This is a genomic window from Enterococcus sp. AZ197 (assembly GCF_050556405.1).
Lineage (GTDB): Bacteria > Bacillota > Bacilli > Lactobacillales > Enterococcaceae > Enterococcus > Enterococcus faecalis.
In genome coordinates this window covers 2,266,095-2,291,198 of record NZ_CP187873.1, presented here as the reverse complement: position 1 = coordinate 2,291,198, position 25,104 = coordinate 2,266,095, and the positions used below count along the sequence as shown (strand labels likewise).

Annotated in this window: 29 protein-coding genes, 1 tRNA gene and 1 pseudogene; 28 read left to right on the top strand and 3 right to left on the bottom strand. The window is 35.1% G+C overall.

Going from position 1 to position 25,104, the window contains the following annotated elements:
• Window positions 1-4 precede the first annotated feature (4 nt).
• From IGK82_RS11015 to IGK82_RS10905, 23 genes are all read left to right on the top strand, one after another.
• Complete coding sequence (locus IGK82_RS11015) at window positions 5-1,369, top strand: phage major capsid protein (RefSeq protein WP_002415255.1); 1,365 nt, start codon at window positions 5-7, stop codon at window positions 1,367-1,369.
• The gene (locus IGK82_RS11010; RefSeq protein WP_430605097.1) at window positions 1,362-1,652 is read left to right on the top strand and encodes a head-tail connector protein; all 291 of its coding nucleotides are present in this window, start codon (window positions 1,362-1,364) and stop codon (window positions 1,650-1,652) included. The genes IGK82_RS11015 and IGK82_RS11010 overlap by 8 nt, the downstream gene beginning before the upstream one ends.
• Complete coding sequence (locus IGK82_RS11005; RefSeq protein ID WP_002365100.1) at window positions 1,630-1,956, top strand: phage head closure protein; 327 nt, start codon at window positions 1,630-1,632, stop codon at window positions 1,954-1,956. The genes IGK82_RS11010 and IGK82_RS11005 overlap by 23 nt, the downstream gene beginning before the upstream one ends.
• Window positions 1,946-2,284 carry a hypothetical protein gene (locus IGK82_RS11000; RefSeq protein ID WP_065813567.1) on the top strand — a complete coding sequence of 113 codons (339 nt, stop codon included), beginning with the start codon at window positions 1,946-1,948 and terminating at the stop codon, window positions 2,282-2,284. Before IGK82_RS11005 ends, IGK82_RS11000 begins: the two co-directional genes overlap by 11 nt.
• Window positions 2,274-2,636: an HK97-gp10 family putative phage morphogenesis protein gene (locus tag IGK82_RS10995; RefSeq protein WP_010711252.1), complete on the top strand. Its 363-nt coding sequence runs from the start codon at window positions 2,274-2,276 to the stop codon at window positions 2,634-2,636. Before IGK82_RS11000 ends, IGK82_RS10995 begins: the two co-directional genes overlap by 11 nt.
• Window positions 2,633-3,277: a major tail protein gene (locus IGK82_RS10990; RefSeq protein ID WP_002393808.1), complete on the top strand. Its 645-nt coding sequence runs from the start codon at window positions 2,633-2,635 to the stop codon at window positions 3,275-3,277. Before IGK82_RS10995 ends, IGK82_RS10990 begins: the two co-directional genes overlap by 4 nt.
• A complete protein-coding gene (locus tag IGK82_RS10985; RefSeq protein ID WP_070363958.1) occupies window positions 3,277-3,732 on the top strand; it encodes a hypothetical protein in 456 nt (151 codons plus the stop codon). The genes IGK82_RS10990 and IGK82_RS10985 overlap by 1 nt, the downstream gene beginning before the upstream one ends.
• A 191-nt stretch (window positions 3,733-3,923) precedes the next feature.
• Window positions 3,924-6,221, top strand: a complete 2,298-nt coding sequence (locus IGK82_RS10980; protein WP_430605096.1) for a phage tail tape measure protein — start codon at window positions 3,924-3,926, stop codon at window positions 6,219-6,221.
• 2 nt (window positions 6,222-6,223) lie between these two features.
• Window positions 6,224-6,928: a phage tail protein gene (locus IGK82_RS10975; RefSeq protein WP_192203867.1), complete on the top strand. Its 705-nt coding sequence runs from the start codon at window positions 6,224-6,226 to the stop codon at window positions 6,926-6,928.
• Window positions 6,925-9,651 carry a phage tail tip lysozyme gene (locus IGK82_RS10970; RefSeq protein WP_192203865.1) on the top strand — a complete coding sequence of 909 codons (2,727 nt, stop codon included), beginning with the start codon at window positions 6,925-6,927 and terminating at the stop codon, window positions 9,649-9,651. Before IGK82_RS10975 ends, IGK82_RS10970 begins: the two co-directional genes overlap by 4 nt.
• A gap of 14 nt (window positions 9,652-9,665) precedes the next feature.
• Window positions 9,666-10,547 (top strand): phage baseplate upper protein, encoded by an 882-nt coding sequence (locus IGK82_RS10965; RefSeq protein WP_430605095.1) that lies wholly within the window; start codon window positions 9,666-9,668, stop codon window positions 10,545-10,547.
• A complete protein-coding gene (locus IGK82_RS10960; RefSeq protein ID WP_430605094.1) occupies window positions 10,540-11,136 on the top strand; it encodes a hypothetical protein in 597 nt (198 codons plus the stop codon). Before IGK82_RS10965 ends, IGK82_RS10960 begins: the two co-directional genes overlap by 8 nt.
• Window positions 11,133-11,420 carry a hypothetical protein gene (locus tag IGK82_RS10955; protein ID WP_425143791.1) on the top strand — a complete coding sequence of 96 codons (288 nt, stop codon included), beginning with the start codon at window positions 11,133-11,135 and terminating at the stop codon, window positions 11,418-11,420. Before IGK82_RS10960 ends, IGK82_RS10955 begins: the two co-directional genes overlap by 4 nt.
• Window positions 11,420-11,890 carry a hypothetical protein gene (locus IGK82_RS10950; protein ID WP_192203857.1) on the top strand — a complete coding sequence of 157 codons (471 nt, stop codon included), beginning with the start codon at window positions 11,420-11,422 and terminating at the stop codon, window positions 11,888-11,890. Before IGK82_RS10955 ends, IGK82_RS10950 begins: the two co-directional genes overlap by 1 nt.
• Window positions 11,880-12,299 carry a hypothetical protein gene (locus IGK82_RS10945; protein WP_313954721.1) on the top strand — a complete coding sequence of 140 codons (420 nt, stop codon included), beginning with the start codon at window positions 11,880-11,882 and terminating at the stop codon, window positions 12,297-12,299. Before IGK82_RS10950 ends, IGK82_RS10945 begins: the two co-directional genes overlap by 11 nt.
• Before the next feature lies 1 nt (window position 12,300).
• The gene (locus tag IGK82_RS10940; protein ID WP_002368228.1) at window positions 12,301-12,423 is read left to right on the top strand and encodes an XkdX family protein; all 123 of its coding nucleotides are present in this window, start codon (window positions 12,301-12,303) and stop codon (window positions 12,421-12,423) included.
• A 6-nt stretch (window positions 12,424-12,429) separates the two neighbouring features.
• The gene (locus IGK82_RS10935; protein WP_002370806.1) at window positions 12,430-12,639 is read left to right on the top strand and encodes a BhlA/UviB family holin-like peptide; all 210 of its coding nucleotides are present in this window, start codon (window positions 12,430-12,432) and stop codon (window positions 12,637-12,639) included.
• A 52-nt stretch (window positions 12,640-12,691) separates the two neighbouring features.
• Window positions 12,692-13,951 carry a LysM peptidoglycan-binding domain-containing protein gene (locus IGK82_RS10930; protein ID WP_192203861.1) on the top strand — a complete coding sequence of 420 codons (1,260 nt, stop codon included), beginning with the start codon at window positions 12,692-12,694 and terminating at the stop codon, window positions 13,949-13,951.
• Between the two features lie 325 nt (window positions 13,952-14,276).
• Window positions 14,277-14,366: transfer RNA gene (locus tag IGK82_RS10925), tRNA-Ser, on the top strand.
• 89 nt (window positions 14,367-14,455) lie between these two features.
• Entirely contained in the window at window positions 14,456-14,707 is a 252-nt protein-coding gene (locus IGK82_RS10920; protein ID WP_002398678.1) for a hypothetical protein, read from the top strand.
• Window positions 14,708-14,962: 255 nt separating this feature from the next.
• Window positions 14,963-16,027, top strand: coding sequence for an FUSC family protein (locus tag IGK82_RS10915; protein WP_002356323.1), 1,065 nt, complete (start codon window positions 14,963-14,965; stop codon window positions 16,025-16,027).
• Between the two features lie 734 nt (window positions 16,028-16,761).
• Window positions 16,762-17,142, top strand: a complete 381-nt coding sequence (locus IGK82_RS10910) for a hypothetical protein (RefSeq protein WP_002362349.1) — start codon at window positions 16,762-16,764, stop codon at window positions 17,140-17,142.
• A gap of 92 nt (window positions 17,143-17,234) precedes the next feature.
• Window positions 17,235-18,362 carry a lysozyme gene (locus IGK82_RS10905; RefSeq protein ID WP_002362348.1) on the top strand — a complete coding sequence of 376 codons (1,128 nt, stop codon included), beginning with the start codon at window positions 17,235-17,237 and terminating at the stop codon, window positions 18,360-18,362.
• A gap of 580 nt (window positions 18,363-18,942) precedes the next feature.
• Here IGK82_RS10905 and IGK82_RS10900 read toward each other — a convergent pair.
• The 3 genes and pseudogenes from IGK82_RS10900 to IGK82_RS10890 form a co-directional block, all read right to left on the bottom strand.
• Window positions 18,943-19,123 (bottom strand): annotated as a pseudogene (locus IGK82_RS10900) (glucosyltransferase domain-containing protein); the annotation flags it as partial.
• 254 nt (window positions 19,124-19,377) lie between these two features.
• Window positions 19,378-20,931 (bottom strand): membrane protein, encoded by a 1,554-nt coding sequence (locus IGK82_RS10895; protein WP_016622318.1) that lies wholly within the window; start codon window positions 20,929-20,931, stop codon window positions 19,378-19,380.
• A gap of 90 nt (window positions 20,932-21,021) precedes the next feature.
• Window positions 21,022-21,597, bottom strand: coding sequence for a DUF805 domain-containing protein (locus IGK82_RS10890; protein WP_002379789.1), 576 nt, complete (start codon window positions 21,595-21,597; stop codon window positions 21,022-21,024).
• Between the two features lie 165 nt (window positions 21,598-21,762).
• Here IGK82_RS10890 and IGK82_RS10885 point away from each other — a divergent pair, with 165 nt between their 5' ends.
• The 5 genes from IGK82_RS10885 (at window position 21,763) to IGK82_RS10865 (ending at window position 25,092) form a co-directional block, all read left to right on the top strand.
• Window positions 21,763-22,533 (top strand): alpha/beta fold hydrolase, encoded by a 771-nt coding sequence (locus IGK82_RS10885; RefSeq protein WP_002356329.1) that lies wholly within the window; start codon window positions 21,763-21,765, stop codon window positions 22,531-22,533.
• 87 nt (window positions 22,534-22,620) lie between these two features.
• Complete coding sequence (locus tag IGK82_RS10880; RefSeq protein WP_002394065.1) at window positions 22,621-23,163, top strand: 5-formyltetrahydrofolate cyclo-ligase; 543 nt, start codon at window positions 22,621-22,623, stop codon at window positions 23,161-23,163.
• 10 nt (window positions 23,164-23,173) lie between these two features.
• Window positions 23,174-23,884, top strand: a complete 711-nt coding sequence (locus IGK82_RS10875) for a rhomboid family intramembrane serine protease (RefSeq protein WP_002362481.1) — start codon at window positions 23,174-23,176, stop codon at window positions 23,882-23,884.
• A 17-nt stretch (window positions 23,885-23,901) separates the two neighbouring features.
• Window positions 23,902-24,120 (top strand): YqgQ family protein, encoded by a 219-nt coding sequence (locus IGK82_RS10870; protein WP_002356332.1) that lies wholly within the window; start codon window positions 23,902-23,904, stop codon window positions 24,118-24,120.
• Window positions 24,121-25,092, top strand: a complete 972-nt coding sequence (locus IGK82_RS10865) for an ROK family glucokinase (protein WP_002356333.1) — start codon at window positions 24,121-24,123, stop codon at window positions 25,090-25,092.
• The last annotated feature ends 12 nt before the right edge of the window (window positions 25,093-25,104 follow it).

Here is a 25,104-nt window from a genome sequence, read left to right as displayed (position 1 = left end):
TATTATGAACAAAGAATTATTGCGTCAATTACAAGCTCGTCACGAGAAACGATTAAGTGATTTACAAGGCAAAATTGAATCTGGAGAAGTGCGTGAAGCAGATTTAGATTCAGTTAATGAAGAAATTGATGGTTTAATCGATGAATTAAAAGCCATTAAAGCTGAATTAGGGGATGATAATTCAGAATCTGGTGATGGTGAAGGCGATGACGGAACCGCTAAATCTGATAATACTGATGATGAAAGTAAAGAAGATCGTGAGAAAGATACGAACGGAAACAACGATGATAAAAACGAAGAAAATCGTGGCGGCATGATTAGCCAAGAACAGCGTGATGGTTTGTTACGCACAATTCATGAAGGAATGGAGGCTAGAAATGTGATGTCTAATGAACAACGTGAAAAACAAATTCGTAAAGCATTTGCTGATTTTGTTATTGGTAATATTTCAGAAAGTGAAGCACGTGCATTAGGTATTGAAACAGGCAATGGTTCAGTGACAGTACCAGAAGTGATTGCATCCGAAGTGATTTCTTATGCTCAAGAAGAAAACCTATTGCGTAAATACGGAACTGTGATTCGCACGGCTGGCGATGTGAAGTATCCAATTCTTGTGAAAAAAGCAGAGGCTAATGTAAACAAAAAAGAACGTACGACAGATATTACTGAAACAGCGATTCAATTTGATGAAATTTTACTTGATCCAGCAGAATTTGATGCATTAGCAACTGTAACGAAAAAACTATTAAAAATGTCTGGTGTGCCAGTAGAAGATATTGTTGTAGAAGAATTGAAAAAAGCATATGTTCGCAAAGAAATTAATTATATGTTTAATGGCGACGATGCAGGAAATGAAAACCCAGGAGCTTTAGCTAAAAAAGCTGTTGCATTTGAAAAACCTGTAGATTTAACAGCTGCAGGTGCTGGTCAAAAATTATATGATGCATTGATTGAATTTAAAAATACACCAGTAACAGAAGTAATGAAAAAAGGTCGTTTTATTATTAATCGTGCAGCTTTAACTGCTATTGAAAAAATGAAAACAGATGATGGATTCCCATTGTTACGACCATTCACGCAAGCAGAAGGTGGTATTGGTTATCAATTAGTTGGTTATCCAGTTGATTGGACCGATGCAGCAGATAAAAAAGGTGAACCAGATACACCAGTATTATATTTTGGTGATTTTTCTGCTTTCAAAATTCAAGAAGTTATTGGAGCGTTAGAAATTCAAAAATTGGTTGAAAAATTCTCTGGAAAAAATCAAGTTGGTTTCCAAATTTACAACTTGTTAGATGGACAATTAGTTTACTCACCATTCGAGCCAGCTGTTTATCGTTATGAAATTACAAAACCAGTAGGTGGTTAATGTGAATAACGAAGCTGAAACATTATCTTTAGAAGAAAAATTCAAAGCACATATTCATTTTGAAGAGGGGATGGATGATTCCATGCTCTCTTTTTATTTAAATATGGCAAAAAATTATGTAAAAACTGCAACTGGAGGGAAAGAAGAATATTTAATTTTGATGGTTGCTGGTATTGCTTATGAATATCGTGTTTCAGAAGATGAATTAGATAAGGCGTTGAATGCGATCACGCCATTTATCATCCAAGGAGTGATTCAACATGCCGAAGAGGCAGACGAATAGGTTTCGATGGAAAGCGGACTTGCTAAATGTAAAAGAAGAAACAGATTCGAACGATAAAGTAGTTACGACCTATAAACTTAATAGGCTTTTATGGTACGAAGATATTGGAGTAACTGCACAAGAAAAATATCTTTCGCAGCAAGCCAAAACAGACGTTGTCAGACGGATTAAAGTGAGATTGGATAAATCTATCACAGAAAAGTTTAGCGCTGTTAGAATCGATTCTGTGACCTATAAAATCACTCGTATTTACACAAATATGGATAAACGAGAAATGGAGTTGAGTTTGGCTTATGTCGATTAGTTTTGAAAAATTGAGAATAGCTCTGAAATCAGTAGGCGTACCTGTGACACGTGATAAAGCGGAAAAAGGAACGGACTATCCATATATTGTTTATTCAAATGTTAGTCAAGGTAAAAAAATGGCATCGTCTAAAGTGCATAGACGAATGCCCTACTATCAAATCTCTTTTTATACAACAGGTACTGAAAAGGATTTAATTGCTTTAGAAAATGCATTGGAGGAAGCTGGTATTCCTTACACTGATTTTGTAGGCATTCAAGGCGATGAAAATGATGATACTGTGACAAATTTTTACACATATGTGAGGTGTATTGAAGATGGAAAATAATAATGGTTTTGCAGATATGGCAGACTATTTAGGAAAGCTTTCGCAAGTAGATGCGACAAAATTATCAATAGAATCATTAACCACTGCTGCTAATTTTTATATGGAAAAATTACTACCCAATATACCTAAATCGCTTCTAAAAAAGAAGCACATGGTTGATCAAGTGAAAGTAAATATTAAAGATGATGAAGTACAAGTAGCTTTTGAAGATACAGCCTTTTACTGGCGATTCGCTGAAAACGGAACAGTAAATCAAAAAGCGCAACATTTTGCCAGTGGAACATTTGAACAAAATAAAGATCAAATTGAAAAAATTATGACTCAACAAATATTAGATTTATGGAAAGGATGAGTAAATTGGGAAAACAAGATGTGTATTATTTTGAAGGCTTAGATGACATCTTAATTGCCATGATGACCACAAAAGATGCAGTAGGTACAGAACCAGCATTTGGCGAAGTTGTTCGTTTGCCAATAGCAACAAAATTAGGAATTAAAGGAAATGGAACAGCTTTAGAAAAATGGGCATCAAGTAAAATGTTCCGACGCGTAAGTCGTGAAACGAAACATGAAATTGCGCTAGATCATGTGGGCATTCCTATTGCGGTGATGGATGAAATAAAAGGATTAATCGCTCAAAGTGGAGTGACTTTTGGTAAAAACACTGCGCGAGAATTTCCTTATTTTGCCTTTGGGTTTATCGGAAATATTGAAAATGGTGGAAAAAAAGCTGTTTGGTATCCTAAAACGCAGTTATCAAATGTTATTGATGAAGAATACACTACTGCAGAAGATGAAACCAAAATTGATGATGTAACTGCTAACTTTGTTTCAACTGGTTTAACATACAATAATGTTATGTATTCAAGTTTTGATTCTAATCGGGATAGTGCTTCAATAGAACTATTTGAAAAATTTATCGCGCAACCTGTTTATGACGAAGAACAATGGAAGAAACTAGCAGGCCCTTCACGTGGAGGTGGCAGTGACTAATGGCAAAATTAGCGGATTATGGGATTGTTATTTCAGATACACCCACAGTTACTATTCAAGGCCAACAGTTTCCGATTTTGTTAACAATGGAAACAATGGAGTATATTGCTGATGTTTATGATGATGACTATTCAAAATTTGAAGCAGATATGAATGAAATGATTAACAAAAGTGGTGGTCGTATTTCATCAAAAGATTTATCAGCTTCTGATTTAAAAATTATGCGTGCGTTGATTTATGGCATGCTAAGAACTGGTGGATTGGAAGAAACGCCAGAAACTATTTTTAAGTTTTTAGGCATGAGTGCCACAATCGTTGAAATTTATAGTACATGTATGGAAATATTTGCAAAGCAGAATTTTCAAGTTGAAGACTTAAAAAAATCCAAGAAGCCACAAGATTATCAAACTCCGAAAAAAAGGAAAAACAAAAAGAAAAAGCCTCAACGGAAATAGGAACGCCGTGGGCTTTTTATTTATATGTAGCTCTCACTCTTTTGGGATGGAGTGAGGACTTCTTTTTAAAAGCAACTCCCAACTTGTGGCTTAAGTCATATATTCAGTGGTTAGTAAGTAATACGGAGTTTGAACCACCTAGAAGTGTGACAATGGATAAAAGTCCTTGGTGGTAGGAAAGGAGCGCTAACGTGTCAAAACAAGAATCTGATGTTGTCTTAAATTTTAAGATGAATGGAGAAATAAATTATTCTAAAACGATTAAAGAAATTAATCGTGAAATGAACTTAGCGGCTACTGAGTACAAAAACCAGGTATCCGCAATGGATAAAAATGCAACTCAAACTGAAAAACTAACAGTTACAAAGAAAAAATTAGAAAAACAATTATCTTTAGCTGAACAAAGAACAAAATTATTACGTGAAGAATATGAAAAATCAGTAAAAGAAACTGGTGAATATTCAGAGCAATCACAAAAGCTGTATAAGCGTTTATTGGAATCAGAAACAGGTGAAAATAAACTGCGTTCTGCATTGCAAAGTACCAATGAAGCTTTGAAAGAGCAAGGTAATTTATCAATAAAAACAGCTGAAAAACTAGCCAAAATTGAAAAAGCTGGAGACAAAATTAAATCAGTTGGGCAAAAACTGTCTGTTGGATTAACAGCACCAATTATGGGAATTGGTGCTGCTTCTATTGCCGCATTCAAAGAATTAGATGAATGTTTGGATAATATAACAACAGCAACAGGAGCTACTGGTAGTCAGCTAGAATCTTTACAAGCCAGTTTTAAAACAGTAGCAGGTCAAATACCCGCGGATATGCAAGATATATCAACTGGTATTGGTGAAGTAAATACTCAATTTGGCTTAATGGATAAGCAATTGGAAGATACAACAGGCCGAATGCTTAAATTTTCAGAAATTAATGGATCAGATGTTTCTCAATCAACTATCAATGCAAAAAAATCAATGGACCTTTTTAGGTTGTCTATTGAGGATTTGCCAATGATTTTAGATTCAGTATCTAAAACTAGCCAAGATACTGGAGTAGGGGTAGATCAGTTATTTGATGCAGTAAATAGAGGTGCGCCCCAACTCAAAGCTATGGGACTTGTTTTTTCTGAATCAACTATGTTAATAGGTCAAATGGAAAAAGCCGGTATTGATTCAGCAGGAACTCTTGGCTATTTGGCAAAAGCTAGTGTTGTATATGCGAAAGATAATAAAACCATGCAAGAAGGGCTTAGCGGAACAATTGAATCTATTAAAGGGGCCACAACGGAACAAGAAAAACTTACTATTGCTAGTGATGTTTTTGGAACTAAAGCTGCTTCAAAAATGGTAGAAGCAATTGATAGCGGAGCGTTGTCAATGGATGGTTTAGCAGATTCAGCAAAAAACGCAGCTGGTACTGTGGATCAGACGTTTAGTGATATTCTTGATCCAATTGACCAAGCAAAGTTGGCACAAAATCAATTTAAAATAGCAATGGGTGAACTTGGAGAACAAGTACAAATAGCATTATTACCAGCATTTCAAGCTGCAACTGATGCAATAAAAAAAGTTTCAGAATGGTTTGGAAGTTTAACAGATAGTCAAAAGCAAACCATACTGAAAATAGCTGGTGTTGTTGCTGCTATCGGTCCAGTATTAGTAGTTTTAGGAACACTTGCTAGTTCCATTAGTAGTTTGATTCCAGTTATTGCTTTTATCGCGTCACCAATTGGTTTAGTAATTGCGGCGGTTGCCGCTTGGGTAGCTGCAATCGTAGTTGCATATAATAAAATCGGTTGGTTTAGGGATTTTATCAATACGTCCTTTAAAGTAATTAAAGATATTGTGGTTGGTGTATTCAATGTTTTGAAAGATACGACAAAATCTACTTTTGATTTCATCACAGGATTTATTGGTGGTGCCATGGATGGGGCTGCAAAAATTATTGGCGATTACGTAAATGCAATTAAGCGTATTTTTGGCGGTATCGTTGATTTTGTAACGGGAATATTTACTGGAGACTGGTCAAGAGCGTGGCAAGGTGTTGTTGATATTTTTGGTGGTATTTTTGAAGGTATCGCTGCAGTAGCTAAAGCTCCAATCAATGCCATGATTACGTTAATCAATGGATTTATTGGTGGATTAAACAATATAAAAATACCTAAATGGGTGCCAGGAATTGGCGGTAAAGGATTTCATATTGGAAAAATTCCTTATTTAGCAGAAGGTGGAACTATTCTAAATGGTCAAGCCATTGTTGGTGAAGCTGGTCCTGAACTATTAACCGCTAAAAACGGCAAGACAACAGTAACTCCATTGTCACCAGAAGAAAAAGCTCGTGGAATTGGTGGTGCTTTGAAAGGTGGCAACACTATTGAGCAACATGTTCATATTGGCCAAGTAGATGCAAATAATCCGAGTGAAATTAATCGTTTGAACAGGAAAATGTTTCAAGCTAATGTTTGGAATAATTTAGCGACAGGGGATGTGTAAAAATGGATAGATATACGCCTAATTTTGTATGGAAAGGAGCGAATGCTCTTATAGATTATGGTTTAATTATTGAATCTGAATTGCCTGAAATTGTCGCTAAACCAAGATATAACGAGATAACTATTGTAGGTAGTAACAGGGTATTGAATGAATGGTTTGGCGATTATGAACCATTTGATTTCAAAATTAAAGACGTCAGTGTTAGTTATGAACGATTATCGGAAGTGAAACGATGGCTTAGTGGCAAGTCAGAATTAATCACACATAATAATGAAAACCTGTATGTTAATGCGGTATGCAATGTTAGTAATGAAGTTGAATACACAAATGAGTGGGGAACTTTTTATACTTTTGAAATAAATTTTCGTTGTGAACCTTTAAAGAGAAAAGTAAATGAAAAATTTGTCAGTCTAAAAAAAGGAGAGAATGACATTACCAATCATGGGGATGAAATTTGCTTCCCTTTATTTGAAATTCAATCTACTGGCGGTGACATCAGTATTACTTGTGGTAAAAATACTTTGATTTTAATAAATACACCTGCTGGCTTGTTATCATTAGATAATGAACTAGCTGTTTGCGTACATGAGGGAAGAATGCAACGAACAAAAGGAAACTGGATACGAATGACACCAGGTACCAATAAAGTAAAGGTAACAGGAAGTGTTTCAAGTATAAAAATAAAGGTGAGGAGTGTATATTTTTGATTAATCCAATTTACATTTATGAAAAAGTACCAAAAGATTTATCCGAAAATGGCATCCCTCTGTTAGATTGGGCCGATGCCCCTGAAATTACTCGTTCATTGAATAGTGAATATTCTTTTTATGGTAATTATTCATTGGTTGGTGAGAATAAAGAATATTTAAAGAAGGGTTACTATATAAAAGCTTTAGTTTCTAATGATTCATGGCAGTATTTCAGAATAAAATCAGTTGATAAAAATTTACATTCTGTTTCAATCAAAGCTCTACATTTAGGGTATGAGGCAAATCGTAACTTTATTCAAATGGCATATACTGCTAATGGTACTGGTAATCAGATTATGGAAAACTTAAAAGCGAATTTAGCATTTAAGCAACCTTTTATCTATGAAAGTAATATCAATTCCAAACATCAATTTACCGCAAAAGAAGTAAATCCAATATCGGCTATTATTGGGCAAAATAACGGTAATGAAAATTTAGCAGGTGTAACTTCTGGCGAACTAGATATGGATAACTACAGACTTATACTAAAAGACAGAATTGGTGAAGATAATGGTTTTAGAATAGATTTAGGTGTTAATTTAGAATCAATAAAAGAGACTGTGGATGACTTAAATGTATCCAACAGTCTCTATTTAATTGGTGGAACACCTGAAGATATTAATTATAACGAAGATCAAGAGCCAATAACCTTTGCTTTTTTAGAAACAAAAGGGGTAACCGATGAAAATAGACGTATTACTAGTAGGACCAATAGCGAATGTAAAACTGTAGAGGAATTAAAAAAATGGGGACAATCACTTTTTGACAAAGAACGAATCCATGAACCAAAAGTAACACATGAAATCAATATGGTTACTTTAGAAAATACTATAGAGTATCAAAAACTTTACGGTAAGATAATGAAGTTGAATTTTGGGGACACTGTGTATTGTGATATTGAATACAACGGAATAACTGGAGTAAAAGAAAGAGTGACAGAGTGTACTTGGTTTCCTACTTTAGGTAAGTATAAAAATATCGTACTAGGAAACGAAATAAAATCTTACACAGATTCAGTAAATACTGCAGTTAATCAAATAACTAAAAAGCTTGAAGTAAAGAGTGAGGATTTACAGAATGCTATCGTGAACGCTACTCAATGGATAACAGGAACAAAAGGTGGCTATGTTCGTTTTCGTCCTAAAGATGCACCAGAAGAAATTTTAATTATGGACAGACCAAATGCGAATGATGCAAAAAAAGTATGGCGTTGGAACCTAGGAGGTCTTGGTTATTCAAACAGCGGTGTAAATGGACCATTTGAAACGGCAATTACTCAAGATGGCTCAATTGTTGCTAATTTTATTACAGCAGGAATTTTGACAGGCATTTTAGTACAAGGTGTGGCTTTAAAAACGTTAGATGATAAAGATTTCCAAGTTGTGGTTGAAGGTGGAAAGGTAGCATTTGAACGTAAAAGAGTAAGCACAGGCCTAAAAGATGTTCATGGTGAATTATTTGGTGACATTAAGGCTACGTATGATGGAAGTGGGAAAAAAGCTAATGGTTTTGCTGTTAGACAAAAACATGGGTACATTTTTTCAATCAATACGATCAGTAAAAATAATGAGGGACAATCAGTTCCAATTATTCAAATACCAGCAGATGTTCATCCAGATAATAGGAAAGTGAATAGTTATGCTAGCTGGTCGCACAAAGGTAATTTCAGTGTTTCTAATGAAGTAGATATTAGTGGTATTTTAAAAGGAACTATTGGTAAATTCGATAAATTATATGTCGGAGGTAAAGAAGTTATTCCAGGAAGCGGTACTGGTGGAACTGGTAGCGGGACACCTCCAGAATTGACTACTGAAAAAGAGAAAAACGCTTGGGCGGTTTGGCAGTTCTTAAAATCTAAAGGTTATAGCGAACAAGCAACTGCAGGTATTTTAGGAAATATGGAACAAGAATCTGGAATTATGCCAGACATTGACGAAGGTGGTGGCGGTCCTGGCTATGGTTTAGTTCAGTGGACATCACCTGTAGCTGGTGAAAGTGGTCGTGCATATGTTCAACGTTTGTTAGCACAAGCTGGTATTAGTGGTGACTATCGAAATATTAATACGCAACTTCAATTACTGGACTGGCATATGCACAACGGGCAGTATATTCCTACTTCTGCTTATCCATATTCAGTTGCACAATTTAAAGCATTAACAGATATAGGAACAGCTACGATGGCGTTTGAAGCCAACTTTGAGCGACCAGCAGTTACACATCCAGAGCGGATTGATATGGCGATTTACTGGTATAACAAATTGCATGGGTTGCAACCTAGCAATCCAACGTGGATGAACCCTGTACGATCTAGCTATACGATTACGCAAGAGTGGGATCAAATTGGCTGGGGAACGAACGTTATTCATGGTGGAATTGATATTGCTTCAGTTCCTGCTGGAAGTACGCCACCTGTTTATGTGGCACGTAGCGGCACAGTAGAAACTGTCACTTATGATGGAACTGGAGGAAATTATGTTGTCATTAAACACGATGATGGTTATTGGACCTATTACGGTCACTTAAATTCTGTTGATTTAGCTATAGGCGATAAAGTAACGACCAATTCACGTGTTGGAATAATGGGTTCCACTGGGCTTGCTAAAGGTATTCATCTTCATTTTGAAGTATGGAAAGGCGCACAGTGGCAACGAATCAATCCACGTGATGTAATTAATTTTTAGAAAGGAGTGCACAAATGGCTAAATGGCAAGCAACGCTAAGTACAACCGAACCATACAACTATGTCGGTATTATTAATGTACGGCAAGGGAATAAGAACACAGAAGTATTACAAGTAAATATTGTAGAAAATGCTTTGCCACTTGATTTAACAGGTTGCGAAGTTTTTTTTGAATCGATTATTGATAAAAAATTTCCTGTTCAACGACCAACAAAAATTATAGATGCCAAAAAAGGGATTATTCAGTATACCTTTGATGAATATTCTATGCAGTCGTTACACAGACAAGAAGCATATTTCAGTATTCATAAAGGTGATAACCTGATTGGTGCAACGCAAAACTTTTCTTACTTTGTAGTGAATGCTGCTTCGAAAACAGAAGGTGAAATGGGTTCTTATTGGCAGTCCATTGAAGATTTAATCGCGGACATGACCGCTTTTATCAACGAAAATAAGGGCGATTTTACTGATTGGATGAATGCTAGAAAAGAAGAGTTCGAAGCGTGGCGAGATGCGCAAAAAACAGATTTCACTTCATGGTTCGAATCAATCAAAGATATTTTAAAAACGATTGATCCTGGCGGAACAATGCTAGCTGAATTAATGGATGCACGTGTAGACATTCAAGGAGTGCGCCATAATTCAATTTCTGAACGTTTATTGGCAGATATGGAATATTTGTATCAGAAATTAGAGAAACGCTTATATACGTTAGAATATGGCGAAATAAGTGACTTGATTGTTTTACAAGATGATGCTTTTTCGCTGAATCATGAAACAGAAATTGTTGGCACTGTTGATTATACTGTGTCCGATGGAGCATTGGTTATCGCAACAGTTGATGATACAAAACAAAACACTTATGTGTTTGAAAAAGTGGGTGAAATAAGTGGTTAAAGCAAAACGTATGATGGAAACCGAAGAAAATGGTGTGGAACGTCAGTTTTACCCTATAACACATGTATCTGCTGTTCGAGGATTAGAAAAAATTATTGCGGGTCAATCAAAAGTATTATCTGTTAATGGATATACTGGGGCAGTAATTATCACTAAAGCAGATCTAGGCTTAGAAAATGCACTGACAGAACTTCCTTATGCGACAGAAGAAACAGACGGTATTATCACTGCTGAAATGTTTCAACGGTTGTCAAATGGCGAGGGAGGCGTGTACATTCTTCCAATCGCTACCACAGACGAATTGGGCGGAATAAAGGTTGGCCAACTGTTAGAAATTGCAGAAGACGGAACGTTGTCTGCGGTAAAGCAAACAGATCAAAATTTCACCACTGAACTAAAATCGAAACTGGAAGAACTGAAAAATTATACTGCTGGAGCGAATATCTCTATTTCAGAAGATGGTGTGATTTCAGCAACTGGTGGTGGCGATGGCGGCGGAGTGAATCAACAATATGTCGACCAAAAAGTCCAAGAAGCCATTGACAGAATACCTGATATTACGTTTGAGAAAGTAGGCGAAGTACAATGACAGACATTGTTAAAGTAAAACAAGGAGGAACACAGGTATTTCCTCAAACACATTGGAATGCCGTGGAAGGGAAACCAGAAGTATTAAAAGGTGAAAAGGGAGACCCAGGTCCACAAGGTCCAAAAGGAGATAAAGGAGACGTTGGTCCGCAAGGTCCTGCAGGGCAAAATGCAACAACGACAGACGTTGCAACCTCAATAAAAAATGGCTTGATGTCTAAAGAAGATAAAACAAAACTAGATGGATTGCCAGAAATTACATTTGAAAAGGTAGGGGAAGTGTAATGACAACAGATATTGTTCAATTAAAAGAAAAAGGAAAGTTTAAATATCTGAAAACACACGTTAATGCAGTTGATGGGCTTGAATTGTATCCAACTAAAGTAGATACGGATAAAGCGTATTTAAAGGTACCGACAATAGATGAGTTATGGTCTGGTGGTTGGTTTATGAATGGTTCGCAAACAGTAACACCTAAGAAAAAACTTAGTGAGTGTGCAAATGGGTGGTTACTAGTTTTTACAAATGCGGAAAACGATGCTTCAACAAAAACAGAATTCCAATATTTATTTATACACAAACGACATGTAAAAAAATATAGCGCAACAGGTATTGTTTTTCCAACAGCAAATTACAATGGCACAAAAACAGGAGTGAAGTATCTTTACATTACAGATACTAATATAAAAGGGAATGATTTGAATGGTAACGCTGCGAACAAATTCAAAATCTTGATAGAAATTTATGAATGGTAGGAGGAAAGAAAACATGAAAATTTGGATTGTAAACAAAGAAGGATTTTTAGAGGGCTATTCATTAATTCAACAACCTGATTTATTGGAGATTGAAGTAGAAAAAGAACCAACAGATTTCTTTAATTATCGTTGGGACGGAACAAGCTTAATTTATGATCCTGACAATGTGCCAGAACCAGAGCCAGCACCACCAACCGACATTGAAGTATTACAAGCAGAAAATGCGGAATTAAAACAATTGAATTCAAAACTTATGATTAATGACATGAATTTAAAAAAAGAGCTTTCAGAAGTAACGAAAAAAGCAGATAATTTTGCGCAAATTAGTGCAAAATCAATGCTTGCGATTAATCAATTAACCAATCAAGTAAAAGAAATTAACGAAAAATTAGCAGAAGGAGTGGAATAAAATGTTTACATTTGATGACATTAAAATGATGTACGACTGGGGCTGTTTTACAGATGAACAAGTAATGGAGTTTGTCCCACTTTGCATTACAGAAAAAGAAGCGAAAGAAATTGTCGGAAAGTAGGCGGAAATTTTGGAAGAGTTTGTCAAAGGATTATTAACAAATCCAGAGCAAATTTCGTTTGCAGTATTATTCGTAGGTTTGCTTTTTTGGGTTATGAAACAAAATAATGATCGTGAGCAAAATTATCAAAAAACAATTGATAAATTAGCTGATTCATTAAAAGATGTTGAATCAATTAAAACTACCGTTGAAAAAATCAACGAGAAACTCAACTAAGGTATAGCATGATGCTATGCCTTTTTATTATTAATTTTAGGAAGGTGACTTTATGAAAAAAATTGTGACGTTGATTATTGTAGCATTGGCAGCAGTTACTCCTTTAAATGTATTTGCTGCAAAAGGTGACCAAGGTGTGGATTGGGCTATTTACCAAGGTGAACAAGGCCGTTTTGGCTATGCACATGATAAATTCGCTATCGCTCAAATTGGCGGCTACAACGCTAGTGGTATTTACGAGCAGTATACCTACAAAACGCAAGTAGCAAGTGCCGTCGCTCAAGGTAAACGCGCACATACCTATATCTGGTACGATACTTTTGGTAGCATGGATATTGCAAAAACAACAATGGATTACTTCTTGCCACGTATTCAAACGCCTAAAAATTCCATTGTTGCATTAGATTTTGAACATGGAGCTAGTCCTGATGTAAACGCAAATACAGAAACGATTTTGTATGGTATGCGCCGCATCAAACAAGCAGGATATACACCAATGTATTATAGTTACAAGCCTTTTACGTTACAATATGTGGACTATCAGCGAATTATTAAAGAGTTCCCTAATTCTTTATGGATTGCTGCCTATCCTAGCTATGAAGTAACGCCAGAACCACTATATGCTTATTTCCCAAGTATGGATGGTATTGCAATTTGGCAATTTACCTCAACTTATATTGCAGGCGGTTTAGATGGTAACGTAGACTTAACAGGTATTACGGATAATGGATATACAGCTACTGACAAACCAGAAACGGATACACCAGCAACAGATGCAGGCGAAGAAATTGAAAAAATACCTAATTCTGATGTTAAAGTTGGCGATACCGTCAAAGTGAAATTTAATGTTGATGCTTGGGCAACTGGCGAAGCTATTCCGCAATGGGTAAAAGGAAACAGCTATAAAGTACAAGAAGTAACTGGAAGCAGAGTATTGCTTGAAGGTATCTTGTCATGGATCAGTAAAGGCGATATTGAGCTATTGCCAGATTCAACAACTGTTCCTGATAAACAACCAGAAGCAACACATGTGGTTCAATATGGCGAAACATTATCCAGCATTGCGTATCAATACGGAACAAACTATCAAACGTTGGCGGCATTAAATGGATTGGCTAATCCAAATCTTATTTATCCTGGTCAAGTTTTGAAAGTCAATGGATCGGCAACAAGTAATGTCTACACGGTTAAATACGGCGATAATTTATCTAGTATTGCAGCCAAACTCGGCACTACTTATCAAGCCTTAGCTGCATTAAACGGATTAGCAAATCCTAACTTGATTTATCCTGGTCAAACATTGAATTATTAAGAAATAAGCAAATCCCTACTTCTCACTGTGAGAGGTAGGGATTTTTTTGTTTATTCAGTATATTTTACATGTCTATTCGCTTGCCTTTTTTTATTTTTTGATGTAGATTTTATCTTGTTGTTATAGTCTATTTTGCTAATTTGAATTAAAATGATATTACGCAAACCCTTGTGAGTTCTAGTCTGTCTAAATATGGTGTTGTAGAAAAATTACACCGTGAAACTAAATAATTTATTTAGATAGAGCCTAGAATCCTTGTTGTGTAAAGGTCTAGGCTTTTTATCTTTTGATTCATTACATGTTCATTTGTAGATGGAATGTAGAGGGAGGATTACCCAAGTTTGGCTGAAGGGGACGGTCTCGAAAACCGTTAGGCGAGTAACATCGTGCAAGGGTTCGAATCCCTTATCCTCCGTACTGAGAAGCAGTTGAGTTATTAGTTGCAAATAAAACGACAGAGACGTACACTTAAAGTAGAAAAATACTTAAGAAGAGGTGTCTATTATGTCAAACTATGAAGAAAAAGAAGCGCAAGCATTAGTAAAAATTGCAGACGTTTTGAACAAATTGGATGCAAGTTTAGAAGAGTTGAGCTCGCTAGATGAGGATACAAAAAAACATAGTATGAAGAAATGGATTGTTGAAAAAAAAGCCATTCATGAGATTAAAAAAATTGCACACGAAGCTGGTAAGTATGACAAGTATGATGAAAAAGAATTAGAAAAAGAAATGGATCTGTTGGAAAAGTTTATGTAAAAAAGCGCTAGCTTTTGTTCAACAGTTATTTAATTTTGAGTCTAGAATTAATCGTTTTGATTTTTTCTAGGCTTATTTTTTATGAAGTAAGCAAATCGTATCGGGAGAGGTATTGAATTAAGAAATAAAGCATGTATTGATTCAGAAAAAAAGTTGTAGTAAAATGTTCGTCACAACTACTTTTCTTCTGATTTCATAGAAGGAAAAGTTGGAATAATGAATTGAGAAGAGTCGATTTTTAGGAGATGATTTTAGGTGACTTTTTATCAATTATTGCAGTTAGATCCATTTATTTTAAAACAAAAAATTCATCAAGCGGATACTAAAAAACAGCGGAGATATTTTTGGCGCGCCTTGTTAATAAGGGATATCTTATTAGTTTCGTTTGCGATTTTATGGGTGTCGACGATTACTTTTTTCTTTGGAAAAGCTGTAGCGCCTTTTTCAATTGTATTATTTTGTTTGCTGTTGAGTATCCGTTTCGTCTCATATGGCTACAGGGAAAAACAGGCCTTGCTTAGTTTAGGAATCGTGTTAACAATTCTAGGTGTTAGTCCATTAATTTCACTGATTTCTGTATCATTTTTACAATTGGGCCTTCATTTTATCTGCTTGCTGGCATTGTTTTTCTTAACTGGTAAAAACCCTAAAATGGGTAATCCTGGCTTGTATACGTTCTCCTACTTATATTTAGTTGGCACGGTTCACTATCAATCGTTTCAGCAATTAGAACAAACTTTCTTTGTATTAGTGTTTGCTTATCTACTTTTAGCTTTTGTTTATCATGTGAAACATAAAAAATTGGATCAAGAGATTACTTTTATACAGATGGTTACAGAAAATGGTTTTTTTAATCAAAGAAATATTTGGTTTGGTTATTACGCTTTAGGCATTAGCTTATTACTTTTTATAGGAACGCACCTTCAGATTGACCGCTTTATGTGGGCAACATTTGCTAGTTCGTCATTATTTTCTGGGTATGATACGTTTAAATTGTCTGAACGAGCAAAAGAACGAATAATAGGGGTCGTTATTGGTTCTCTAGTATCGGCTATCTTGTTATTTTATATACCAACGAACCTACTTGGTATTTTAGGAGGACTTTGTTTAGGCTTATGCACATCTTATAAAAGTAAAACGATTTTTAATTGTGTTGGTGCTATCATGGCAGCCTCTATGATATTTGGGCTAGAAACAAGTCTTTACTTAAGAATTTTGTTAAATATGTTGGGACTAGCTTACGGTTTGCTTTATCATTTTGTCTTTGTAAAAACTATGTCCTATTGCAATCGTAAGGAGTGGCTGAAATTGTCTGAATAAAAGGAGCCTAACATTCTTTCTTGAAAGAATGTTAGGCTCCTTTTATTTTTAAATAGAATCATTGACTATATTTTTTGTAAATAAGAGTTTAAAAATGGCAGAAGCTGGTTACTAATTTGGCTACCAAATGGCTACACAGGATAGTATAGATAAGGATAGTATAGGTAAGGATAGTATAGGTAAGGATAGTATAGGTAAGGATAAAGTAGGATATAAACAAATGAATTCAGTGAACACAAGTTACGTAGTAAAATTGTATTTTTGGAAGATAAGTAGAAGTAACTTCATATTGGGAATTTATTGGGAAATTTTAGTATAGTCAACATGATAAATTAGTAGTATGAAGAATCGCTAAAAATGAATTATCAATGCTATAGATGCTTGTTTATATAGCTAAGTTTTAAAAAATAGAATGTTCAATATCTTTAAATCAAGTTAAGTATATTTAAGTGGAAAAATAGAATCGCTTAAATCTAAGAAAAAAATAAGTTTTGTCATTATAGATCGCTTAAGGAGTGGTCTATTTTTGTATATAAAATAATCTAGGAGGTGGACAGTTATTGATAAATGGGAAAAAAAGGAGGGGTAGAAACGAATAAGTTAGATTTTGAAAATGAATGTGATCAAAAATAAGAGTAGATGGATAAAAGGAATACATGGAGGATGAACATACTATTTCTATTATCTGTAAAAGTTCTACAAATAAAATATTAAGTGGTTAGAGGAGAGGTACAATGAAAGCTGGAATAAAAAAACATATTCGACAATTATTATGGGATTATCAACATATTGAAAAAAAATTACAAGAGTACGAGGATGTTATGTTAATGAATCGTAATCCTTTTTTAGAATACCCTGTAGAGCAACCAACTGAAAAAATAACTATCAGTCAAATTGCATTTCATAAATTATTTTTACAAACGGTAGAAGATATCTTAGCTGATTCTACAAGGGATGTACAGGATATCTTTTTAGTGAAATATAAAAATGGTTATCCATATAAAAAGAATGAATTTGTTGCTTGTGAGACGTTTTTGAGCGAGTCTACAATTGCTCGACGAGATACAGAATTTATCCATGAAATTGCTTATCGACTGGGTTGGTACGAAATTTGACAAAACGAAACAGGTCAATTCAACTATACTAGGTTTATGAACATATGTTCGCCGTGGACGCACGGAATAATGATTTAAGGAGGTAAATATAAGTGGTAAAAACAATTGGAGAAGTACGGAGTTATCTAGATAGTCTTATTGGAACAATAACTATTGATAAGTCAGACCGTTCTCTTGATGGCCAATGCGTAAGTTTAATTAAGAATTTACTAGAATTTCTCGGAGCGCCTAATCCATATGCTGCAAGAGGACATGCAAAAGATATTCCGTCTACGTATGTTCCTCAAGGTATTGCGAAAACAGGCTTAGGAACACTAAATATAGCAGTTAATCGCTATGGCGGTAGCGGATACGGACACGTTTGGGTAAAAATTGGTTCTGATAGTTGGCAAGCAAATTGGGCTGGCAGACCCGTAAAGAAAAATGTTGGTGAAGATCCTATTACAGACATTTTAAATTTAGATCAATGGATTTCAACAGGTAGTAATCCGATTGATGAAGAAAAAGCTACGACCTTAGGATCAAATGGGGAAGCGCTAATTAAAAAATTTGAAGATTGTCGACTTACAGCCTATGATCTTGGCGATGGTATGATTACTATTGGTTGGGGGCACGCTGAACCAAAAGGGCAAACAAGTTTAATCCCAGGAGTAACTAGATGGTCACAAGCGCAAGCAGATAGTCAGTTTTGGAAAGATATAAAAGTTTATGAAAGTGCAGTAAATAGCTACTTTATCCGTTCTTTTAATCAAAATCAATTTGACGCAATGGTAAGTTTTACTTATAACAATGGTACGGGAGTATTTGCAAATTGGAATTGGGATAGAAATGCTTCTAATAGCTATATCACTGAATCATTTGCAAATTATATTAATAAAGGAACTGAATATGAGGAAGGATTGCGGCGACGTCGTCAAGAAGAAATTAACTTATTTAATAAACCAGTGAGTAATGAAGATTCTAGTTCGATACTAAATACAGAGGAGGAAGACGAAATGATTAAATTAACAGTTGTAGAAGGACTATATAAGGGAACAAAAGGCTATCTATATAATGGTCGATTTATCGTAGGTGGAAATACGGGAGACTATAACATTGTTTATCAAAAATTAAGATTGATGGAATCACAAGGTAAAATTAAACCAATCAATGATGATATTAATACTGCTGAATACGAAAAATTAATTAACATTTTCCCATCTTACAAAAATTCTAAATAATTGAGTAAAACAATTTTGATAAAGTTATTTAAGTTCTATTCAACAAATTTACTTAAGTTGTAATTTAAGTTTTTTTAAGCACAATATCTTGTGCGCGCTGGCTTATTATTCAATTTTTTTATGGTCGATGTATTTTCTAAATAGTATATTGTAATTAATAGACAGCAATGCCTCCATATCCGAAAGCACAGTTATGCTCGGATATGGGGGCTCTTTTTTTTGATGAAAAAGAATGGATGAACTATCGTATTTAAGTTGACAAGCATAGTTTGACTCATTTTTTTCCGTAGGTATGAAAGTAGGTAAGTGTGATGTAAATAAACTTGAACATATTAATTACTAAAGATTAAAGGAGTTTACTAGACTAATATCTAAAATAAAAAAAGACGTTGCCCTGATTGGCGAAAATGAAGTCGATTTCTAGGACATAATACAATTCAGATTTATAATTTCGCTAGGAGAAGTGAAGAATATATATCTGAAGAAAATTCATTTGAAAGAGAAGCTGAATAGTGTGAAACGGTAGCTGAATTTTTTGATGATAATAGAACTGCTATATTATAGTAGTTTCGAAAACAAAAGAATATAGGAATAGAATAAAATGGTCAATTTTGAATGCATAGTCTGTAAAAGAAATTTTAAGATTATTTAACTGAGCAAAATACAATGCCATTAAAATCTTGAATAAAATTAAGGTACACGCAAATACAAAAAAATGATTGGTACATAGTAAACGTAAATATCAGTAACAAAAATCCAAATGATTAGAAAATTTTTTAGAACGAAGTAAAATGGTTCACTAAATAATTGACTGGTTGGAAAAACGTTTGGAATAATGATTAAAGCCCTTTTTTAGATAAATGAATGAACTAGACTAAAATCATATAGTTACTATATCTCGAAAAGTTATACTATTAATAAATGAAAAATACTAATTCACTGTACAAAATGAATATTTTTTTGATTGAAAAATATCATTTAAGTAGTTTGAAATATATAAATAACTTATCTTTACTTAATTTTTGTCCAGCGTATCTCTCAATCCCAGCCAACCACTCGCTGATAACAAGTACCAAAACGGCATAAACTGGATTAAATAGCGAGAGCGGCCGCCTTCAAAGAGCAATAAATACAGAATAGCTCCAATGAAAGCTAATTTTAAAATCGCGTAGTTATTTTTTGAATCTTTTAGAGGGATACTGAACAATAGACCTAGTAATGTGAGTAAATAGAAAAAATGCATATAAATTCGTAGATAGTTACTTTTTTGATTTTGCGGATAATACAGTGACCGCAAGTGTTCTTGCCAACGATTTTTAGAAGGTGTTTCTGGAATTAAATCACCGCCATCCCAACCCCAGTCAAAATCACCATTGGCAGTATTATGACGATTTTTTTGAGCCAGAAAACGGAGATAACCGAAGAATCCTTTATTTTTTAAACGGTCTTGAATCATTTTTATAGTATAAGCTTTTTTGGCTTCTTGTGTAGGCAACTGATTTACTGCTTGTGTATCTGCATCATTGTAACCGCCAGTTCCAGTCAAACCCATCATTACAAAAAGTGTCCAAGGTTTGGCTTGTTCTTTATCGATTTCCGTAATCGTTTGTTTTTCCACAAAAAATTGAAAACTATAATATGCGCTGGCGAAACCAGTCAGTAAAAAGAGAGCAACCACGGTTAATTTTACGATAGACTGTTTGTTCCGATTTACTAAAAGAAGTTGCAGCACTTTGATACAACTAAATGCAATAAAAAAGATAATAGACGAAGGTTTCATTAAAAAACACCAAGCTAGGCCAATCCCAATAAACAGTAATAAACAATATTTTACGAAGGGAGGGGAAACTTGGTCAAAAAGGCTATATGCAAAAAAGACTAGGTTGATGAACAATAAGACGGCCGTATCTGTATAAGGCGTGAGTAACCATGGAGACAATCCGAAAGAAAGAAAAAATAAACTGTAAGCAACGAAGGCCGTTAATGGATTAAAGACACGCTTAGAGGCATGATAAAAGAGAAATAAACTGCTATTAATAAACAAGCAATTAACCACTTGCCAACTAAACCAAGTATTGCTCCAGCTCCCTGTTACATCAATGAAACGCAAAAATTTATTAAGGTAATACATCATGAAAAAGAAAAATTCGTTATTGGGGTTTAAAGAAAGTACGATTTTTGAATAATCCTTATTTTCAGTGGTAATACTATGAAAGTTGTCAAAAACATCCCAGCCAATCGGCACAGTAATCTGCGTCAGGAGTAAAAGTTGTAGTAAAAATAAACTGATCAAACTACCAATAATAACCACACGATCATGGGTTTTTATTAAGTGCCAGAGCGCTTGAATCTTAGTGTAAAGAAATTTTTTGTTTTTATAAATAATCAACAATAGAATAATTAATAGAGGAAGTAAAACAAGCAAGTGCTTAGGCTTTTCCCAAAGAATTTTTACCAGCGAATAGGGAGAGTTAATTGCGCCGTAAAAGACAAATAAAATAAAAAAAGTAAAAATATAATTTTCTAGATTCAGAATCCGTTTAAAAGTAGCCATATTTTCTCCTTCCATTTTTTTAGCTAGACTAGTTCTTATTTTATCATAAAGATTTTAAAATAAGAAAAAAGCCCTTCTTTTAAAAGAAAGGCTTAAAACTTTTCCTTACTTCACTTCTTTGTAACGGAAGAAGAAGCGTAAGACGCTATTTTGGCTAGTTGTTGTTAGTTTATCTGTCGGTAAGACTGTTAGTAAGAAGAAAAACAGACTAATCACAAGAGTGAAAAATAAGAAGACGGGACTGCCACCTGTTATCACAGTATCTGTTTGAACGTCATATTTAAAAGTTGACATAACAGAGAAAACTTGTGTATAGCTACAGGCAATAGAAAGTAGATATAAAACAAGCACGCCCCAACCTGTCATCCCAGCATCACGATAACGACGTACACACATTGCCCACGTTGGTAATAATAAAGCTAACCATAAAACAAGTGCAAAAAGCATCAACGGTAATAAGTTTCCAAAATCATAGGTTTCAAAATATTCAGCTGCTAAAATTGCTGACACGGCTTTGCCGACAATGGCAATATAAAAAATAAGTGCTAAAATGCTTAATACCAATGTCATCCACCAATAACCAGCACGTGTGGTCCGACCTTTAAAATCAACATATCCACGAAAATAATCTTTAAAAGCTTGTCCAAATGTTACTTTACCTTTTTCCTCAATTTTAACCATAAAAACACCCCTTTGTATTTAATAAAATGATTATAACGGAAAGTAATAAAATAGGAAAATGCGAATTCGCATATTTTGTGGTTTTTTTGATAAATCATATAAAGAGCAGGTTTTATCAAAAAACGGTAAAATAAGAGAAGATATTTTATAATGGAGGAATCATGAATGAAAATCAGTATTAGACATCGCTACATAGCAAAAATTCCAGCATTAGAAGTGACAACAGAAGAGCAAAAAAACGAAGCATTACCTTTAATTGTTTACTATCATGGTTGGCAATCAGCTAAAGAATTATCTTTAACACAAGCAAGAAAATTAGCACACGAGGGGTTTCGGGTCATTTTACCAGATGCCATGAACCATGGAGAAAGAAAAACAGGACCTATTTCCACGATTCCATCGATTACATTTTGGAGTAGCATTCAATATAATTTGATTGAATTTCCAGTAATTATCCATCATTTTCATAAATTAGGGTTGATTAAAGAAAATTGGATTGGCGTGGGTGGTGTATCCATGGGCGGTATTACTACCAGCGCTCTTATGACCCAACATCCTGAGATTCAAGCTGCCGCTTGCTTAATGGGAACACCCTATCCGGCGCGCTATATTCAGCGAGTGATTCAACGGGCGAAAGAATTTGCTATTTTTGTACCTAAAGACTTGCCACTGTTGCTAAGTTGGGTACATCAATACGATTTATCACAAACGCCAGAAAGACTACAAGAACGACCGATGCTGTTTTGGCATGGAACGGAAGATGAAAAAATTCCCTATGAAGACATGGCTGATTTTGAACAATTAGTGTCTGGGAAAACGTATGCGAGAAATACGCAATTTATAACGGAAATCGGTGAGCGGCATTTAGTGAAAGGAGAAACAATGGATTTGGTTGTTGACTTTTTTAAAGAAGCGTCAAAAACGTTAGAAAAATAACGGGATTTTTCAAAGAGAAAAGGGGAATCAGCTTGTTTTTTAAGAACACTTTCTATAAACTTAACAGAAAAGGGGTTGAAGGTGTACATGGAGAAAAATAAGTTGAGAAAAGTGGGCTTAACTGCCCTGGAATGGCTAAAACAACATCCAGAAATTAAACAACATAAAGAATCAAGTCTCTATGAACAGTTGTTTGCTAGTCAGCAATGGCAACAAGCACAAACAATCGGAATGATTCGGTCGTTACCGCTAGAATTATCAACACAGCCAATTTTCGAACGGGCCATGCAAGAGGGCAAGCAAGTGGCGGTGCCGCGAACATTTAAAGGAGGCAAAATGCACTTTTATCAAGTTTTTCCAGAGACGGTTTATGACACCAGTGCATTTGGCGTGGAAGAACCTCCGTTAACAGCGGCAGAAATAACAGCTACAGCGATTGATTTATTGATTGTGCCAGGGATTGTTTTCAATCGTGCTGGCTATCGAATAGGCTTCGGCGGTGGTTTTTATGATCGTTATTTGGAACATTTTTCGGGCCATTCATGTAGTTTAGTTTTTAGTGAACAACTCCATGAGCAATGGCAACCAGAAGCGTTTGATCAGCCAATCGAACAATTATTTATACAATAGGAGGAATGGAATGAATTATCAAACAGAAATGAAATTGAAACGGCTAAAAAATCAGCCGTTCATTACGTATGCCCTTTTAGGTATTTCAATCATTGTTTTCCTTGGATTGGAATTAACTGGAGGATCAGAAAATATTTTAAACTTAGTTAATTGGGGAGCAATGGTTCGTCCACTGGTAGCTCAAAATCATGAATACTGGCGGTTTATCACGCCAATGTTTCTTCACATTGGGTTTATGCATATTATTTTGAATATGGTTACTCTTTATTATATCGGCGCACAGGTTGAGGCAATTTATGGGCATTGGCGCTATTTGGGAATTTATTTATTGAGTGGGATTGCTGGAAATATCGCCAGTTTTGCCTTTGGGACACCCAACAGTGTCTCAGCGGGTGCTAGTACAGCGCTTTTTGGTTTGTTCGGCGCATTTGTTATTTTAGGACGCCATTTTAGAGACAATCCAGCGATTATGTATATGGTGCAACGCTATTCAATGTTTATTGTGATTAATTTGTTATTTAACTTGTTTAGTAGCTCTGTAGATATGATGGGTCATGTTGGCGGTCTAATCGGTGGACTATTAGTCGCGACGGCTTTTGCTGTTCCAAATCGTGAAGAAGCATTTAATAAGCACGAGCGAATTATGGCCACGTTAATTTTTATTTTTCTTGTCGTAATTTGTCTGTTATTGGGTTTTAAAAAATACGGTTTACCTGTATAATAAGGAAGTGTTTTCGTATGGAAACGTTATATGATGTACAACAACTTTTTAAACAGTTTGGGATGTATATTTATGTCGGTGCACGGATTTATGATATTGAGTTAATGATGATTGAATTAAAAAAATTGTATGAAGGTCAATTGGTAGACCGAGATACGTATTTACAGGCCCGGCATATTTTGCAAAGAGAGCATCGAATAGAAGAATCTAGAGGGAAGCAGAAAGGAATCGACTAAATGGATAAGAAGATTATTGGGATTGATTTAGGTGGAACGACCATCAAATTTGCTATTTTAACAACCGATGGCGTTGTTCAACAAAAATGGAGTATTGAAACGAATATTTTAGAAGATGGCAAGCATATTGTGCCATCAATTATTGAAAGTATTCGTCACCGTATAGATCTTTATAATATGAAAAAAGAAGATTTTGTAGGAATTGGTATGGGAACACCAGGAAGTGTCGACATTGAAAAAGGAACTGTTGTAGGTGCCTATAATTTAAACTGGACGACTGTACAGCCTGTCAAAGAACAAATCGAATCTGCTTTAGGAATTCCGTTTGCCTTAGATAATGATGCCAATGTTGCCGCTTTAGGTGAGCGTTGGAAGGGCGCGGGGGAAAACAATCCCGACGTGATTTTTATTACTTTAGGAACAGGTGTCGGCGGAGGCATTGTTGCAGCGGGAGAATTGCTCCACGGTGTTGCTGGCTGCGCTGGTGAAGTTGGGCATGTGACGGTTGATCCTAACGGCTTTGACTGTACCTGTGGGAAACGTGGCTGTTTAGAAACTGTTTCTAGCGCTACTGGTGTCGTTCGTGTTGCACGTCATTTATCAGAAGAGTTTGCAGGTGACTCTGAACTGAAACAAGCGATTGATGATGGACAAGATGTTTCGAGTAAAGATGTTTTTGAATTTGCTGAAAAAGGCGATCATTTTGCATTAATGGTTGTGGATCGTGTTTGTTTCTATTTAGGCTTAGCCACAGGAAACTTAGGTAACACGTTAAATCCAGATAGCGTGGTTATCGGTGGAGGTGTTTCTGCAGCAGGAGAATTTTTACGTAGTCGTGTCGAAAAATATTTCCAAGAATTTACTTTCCCGCAAGTTCGAAATAGTACAAAAATCAAATTAGCAGAGCTAGGTAATGAGGCCGGCGTCATTGGTGCCGCTTCACTAGCATTACAATTTTCAAAAGAGAAATAGAGAGGGCTTTTT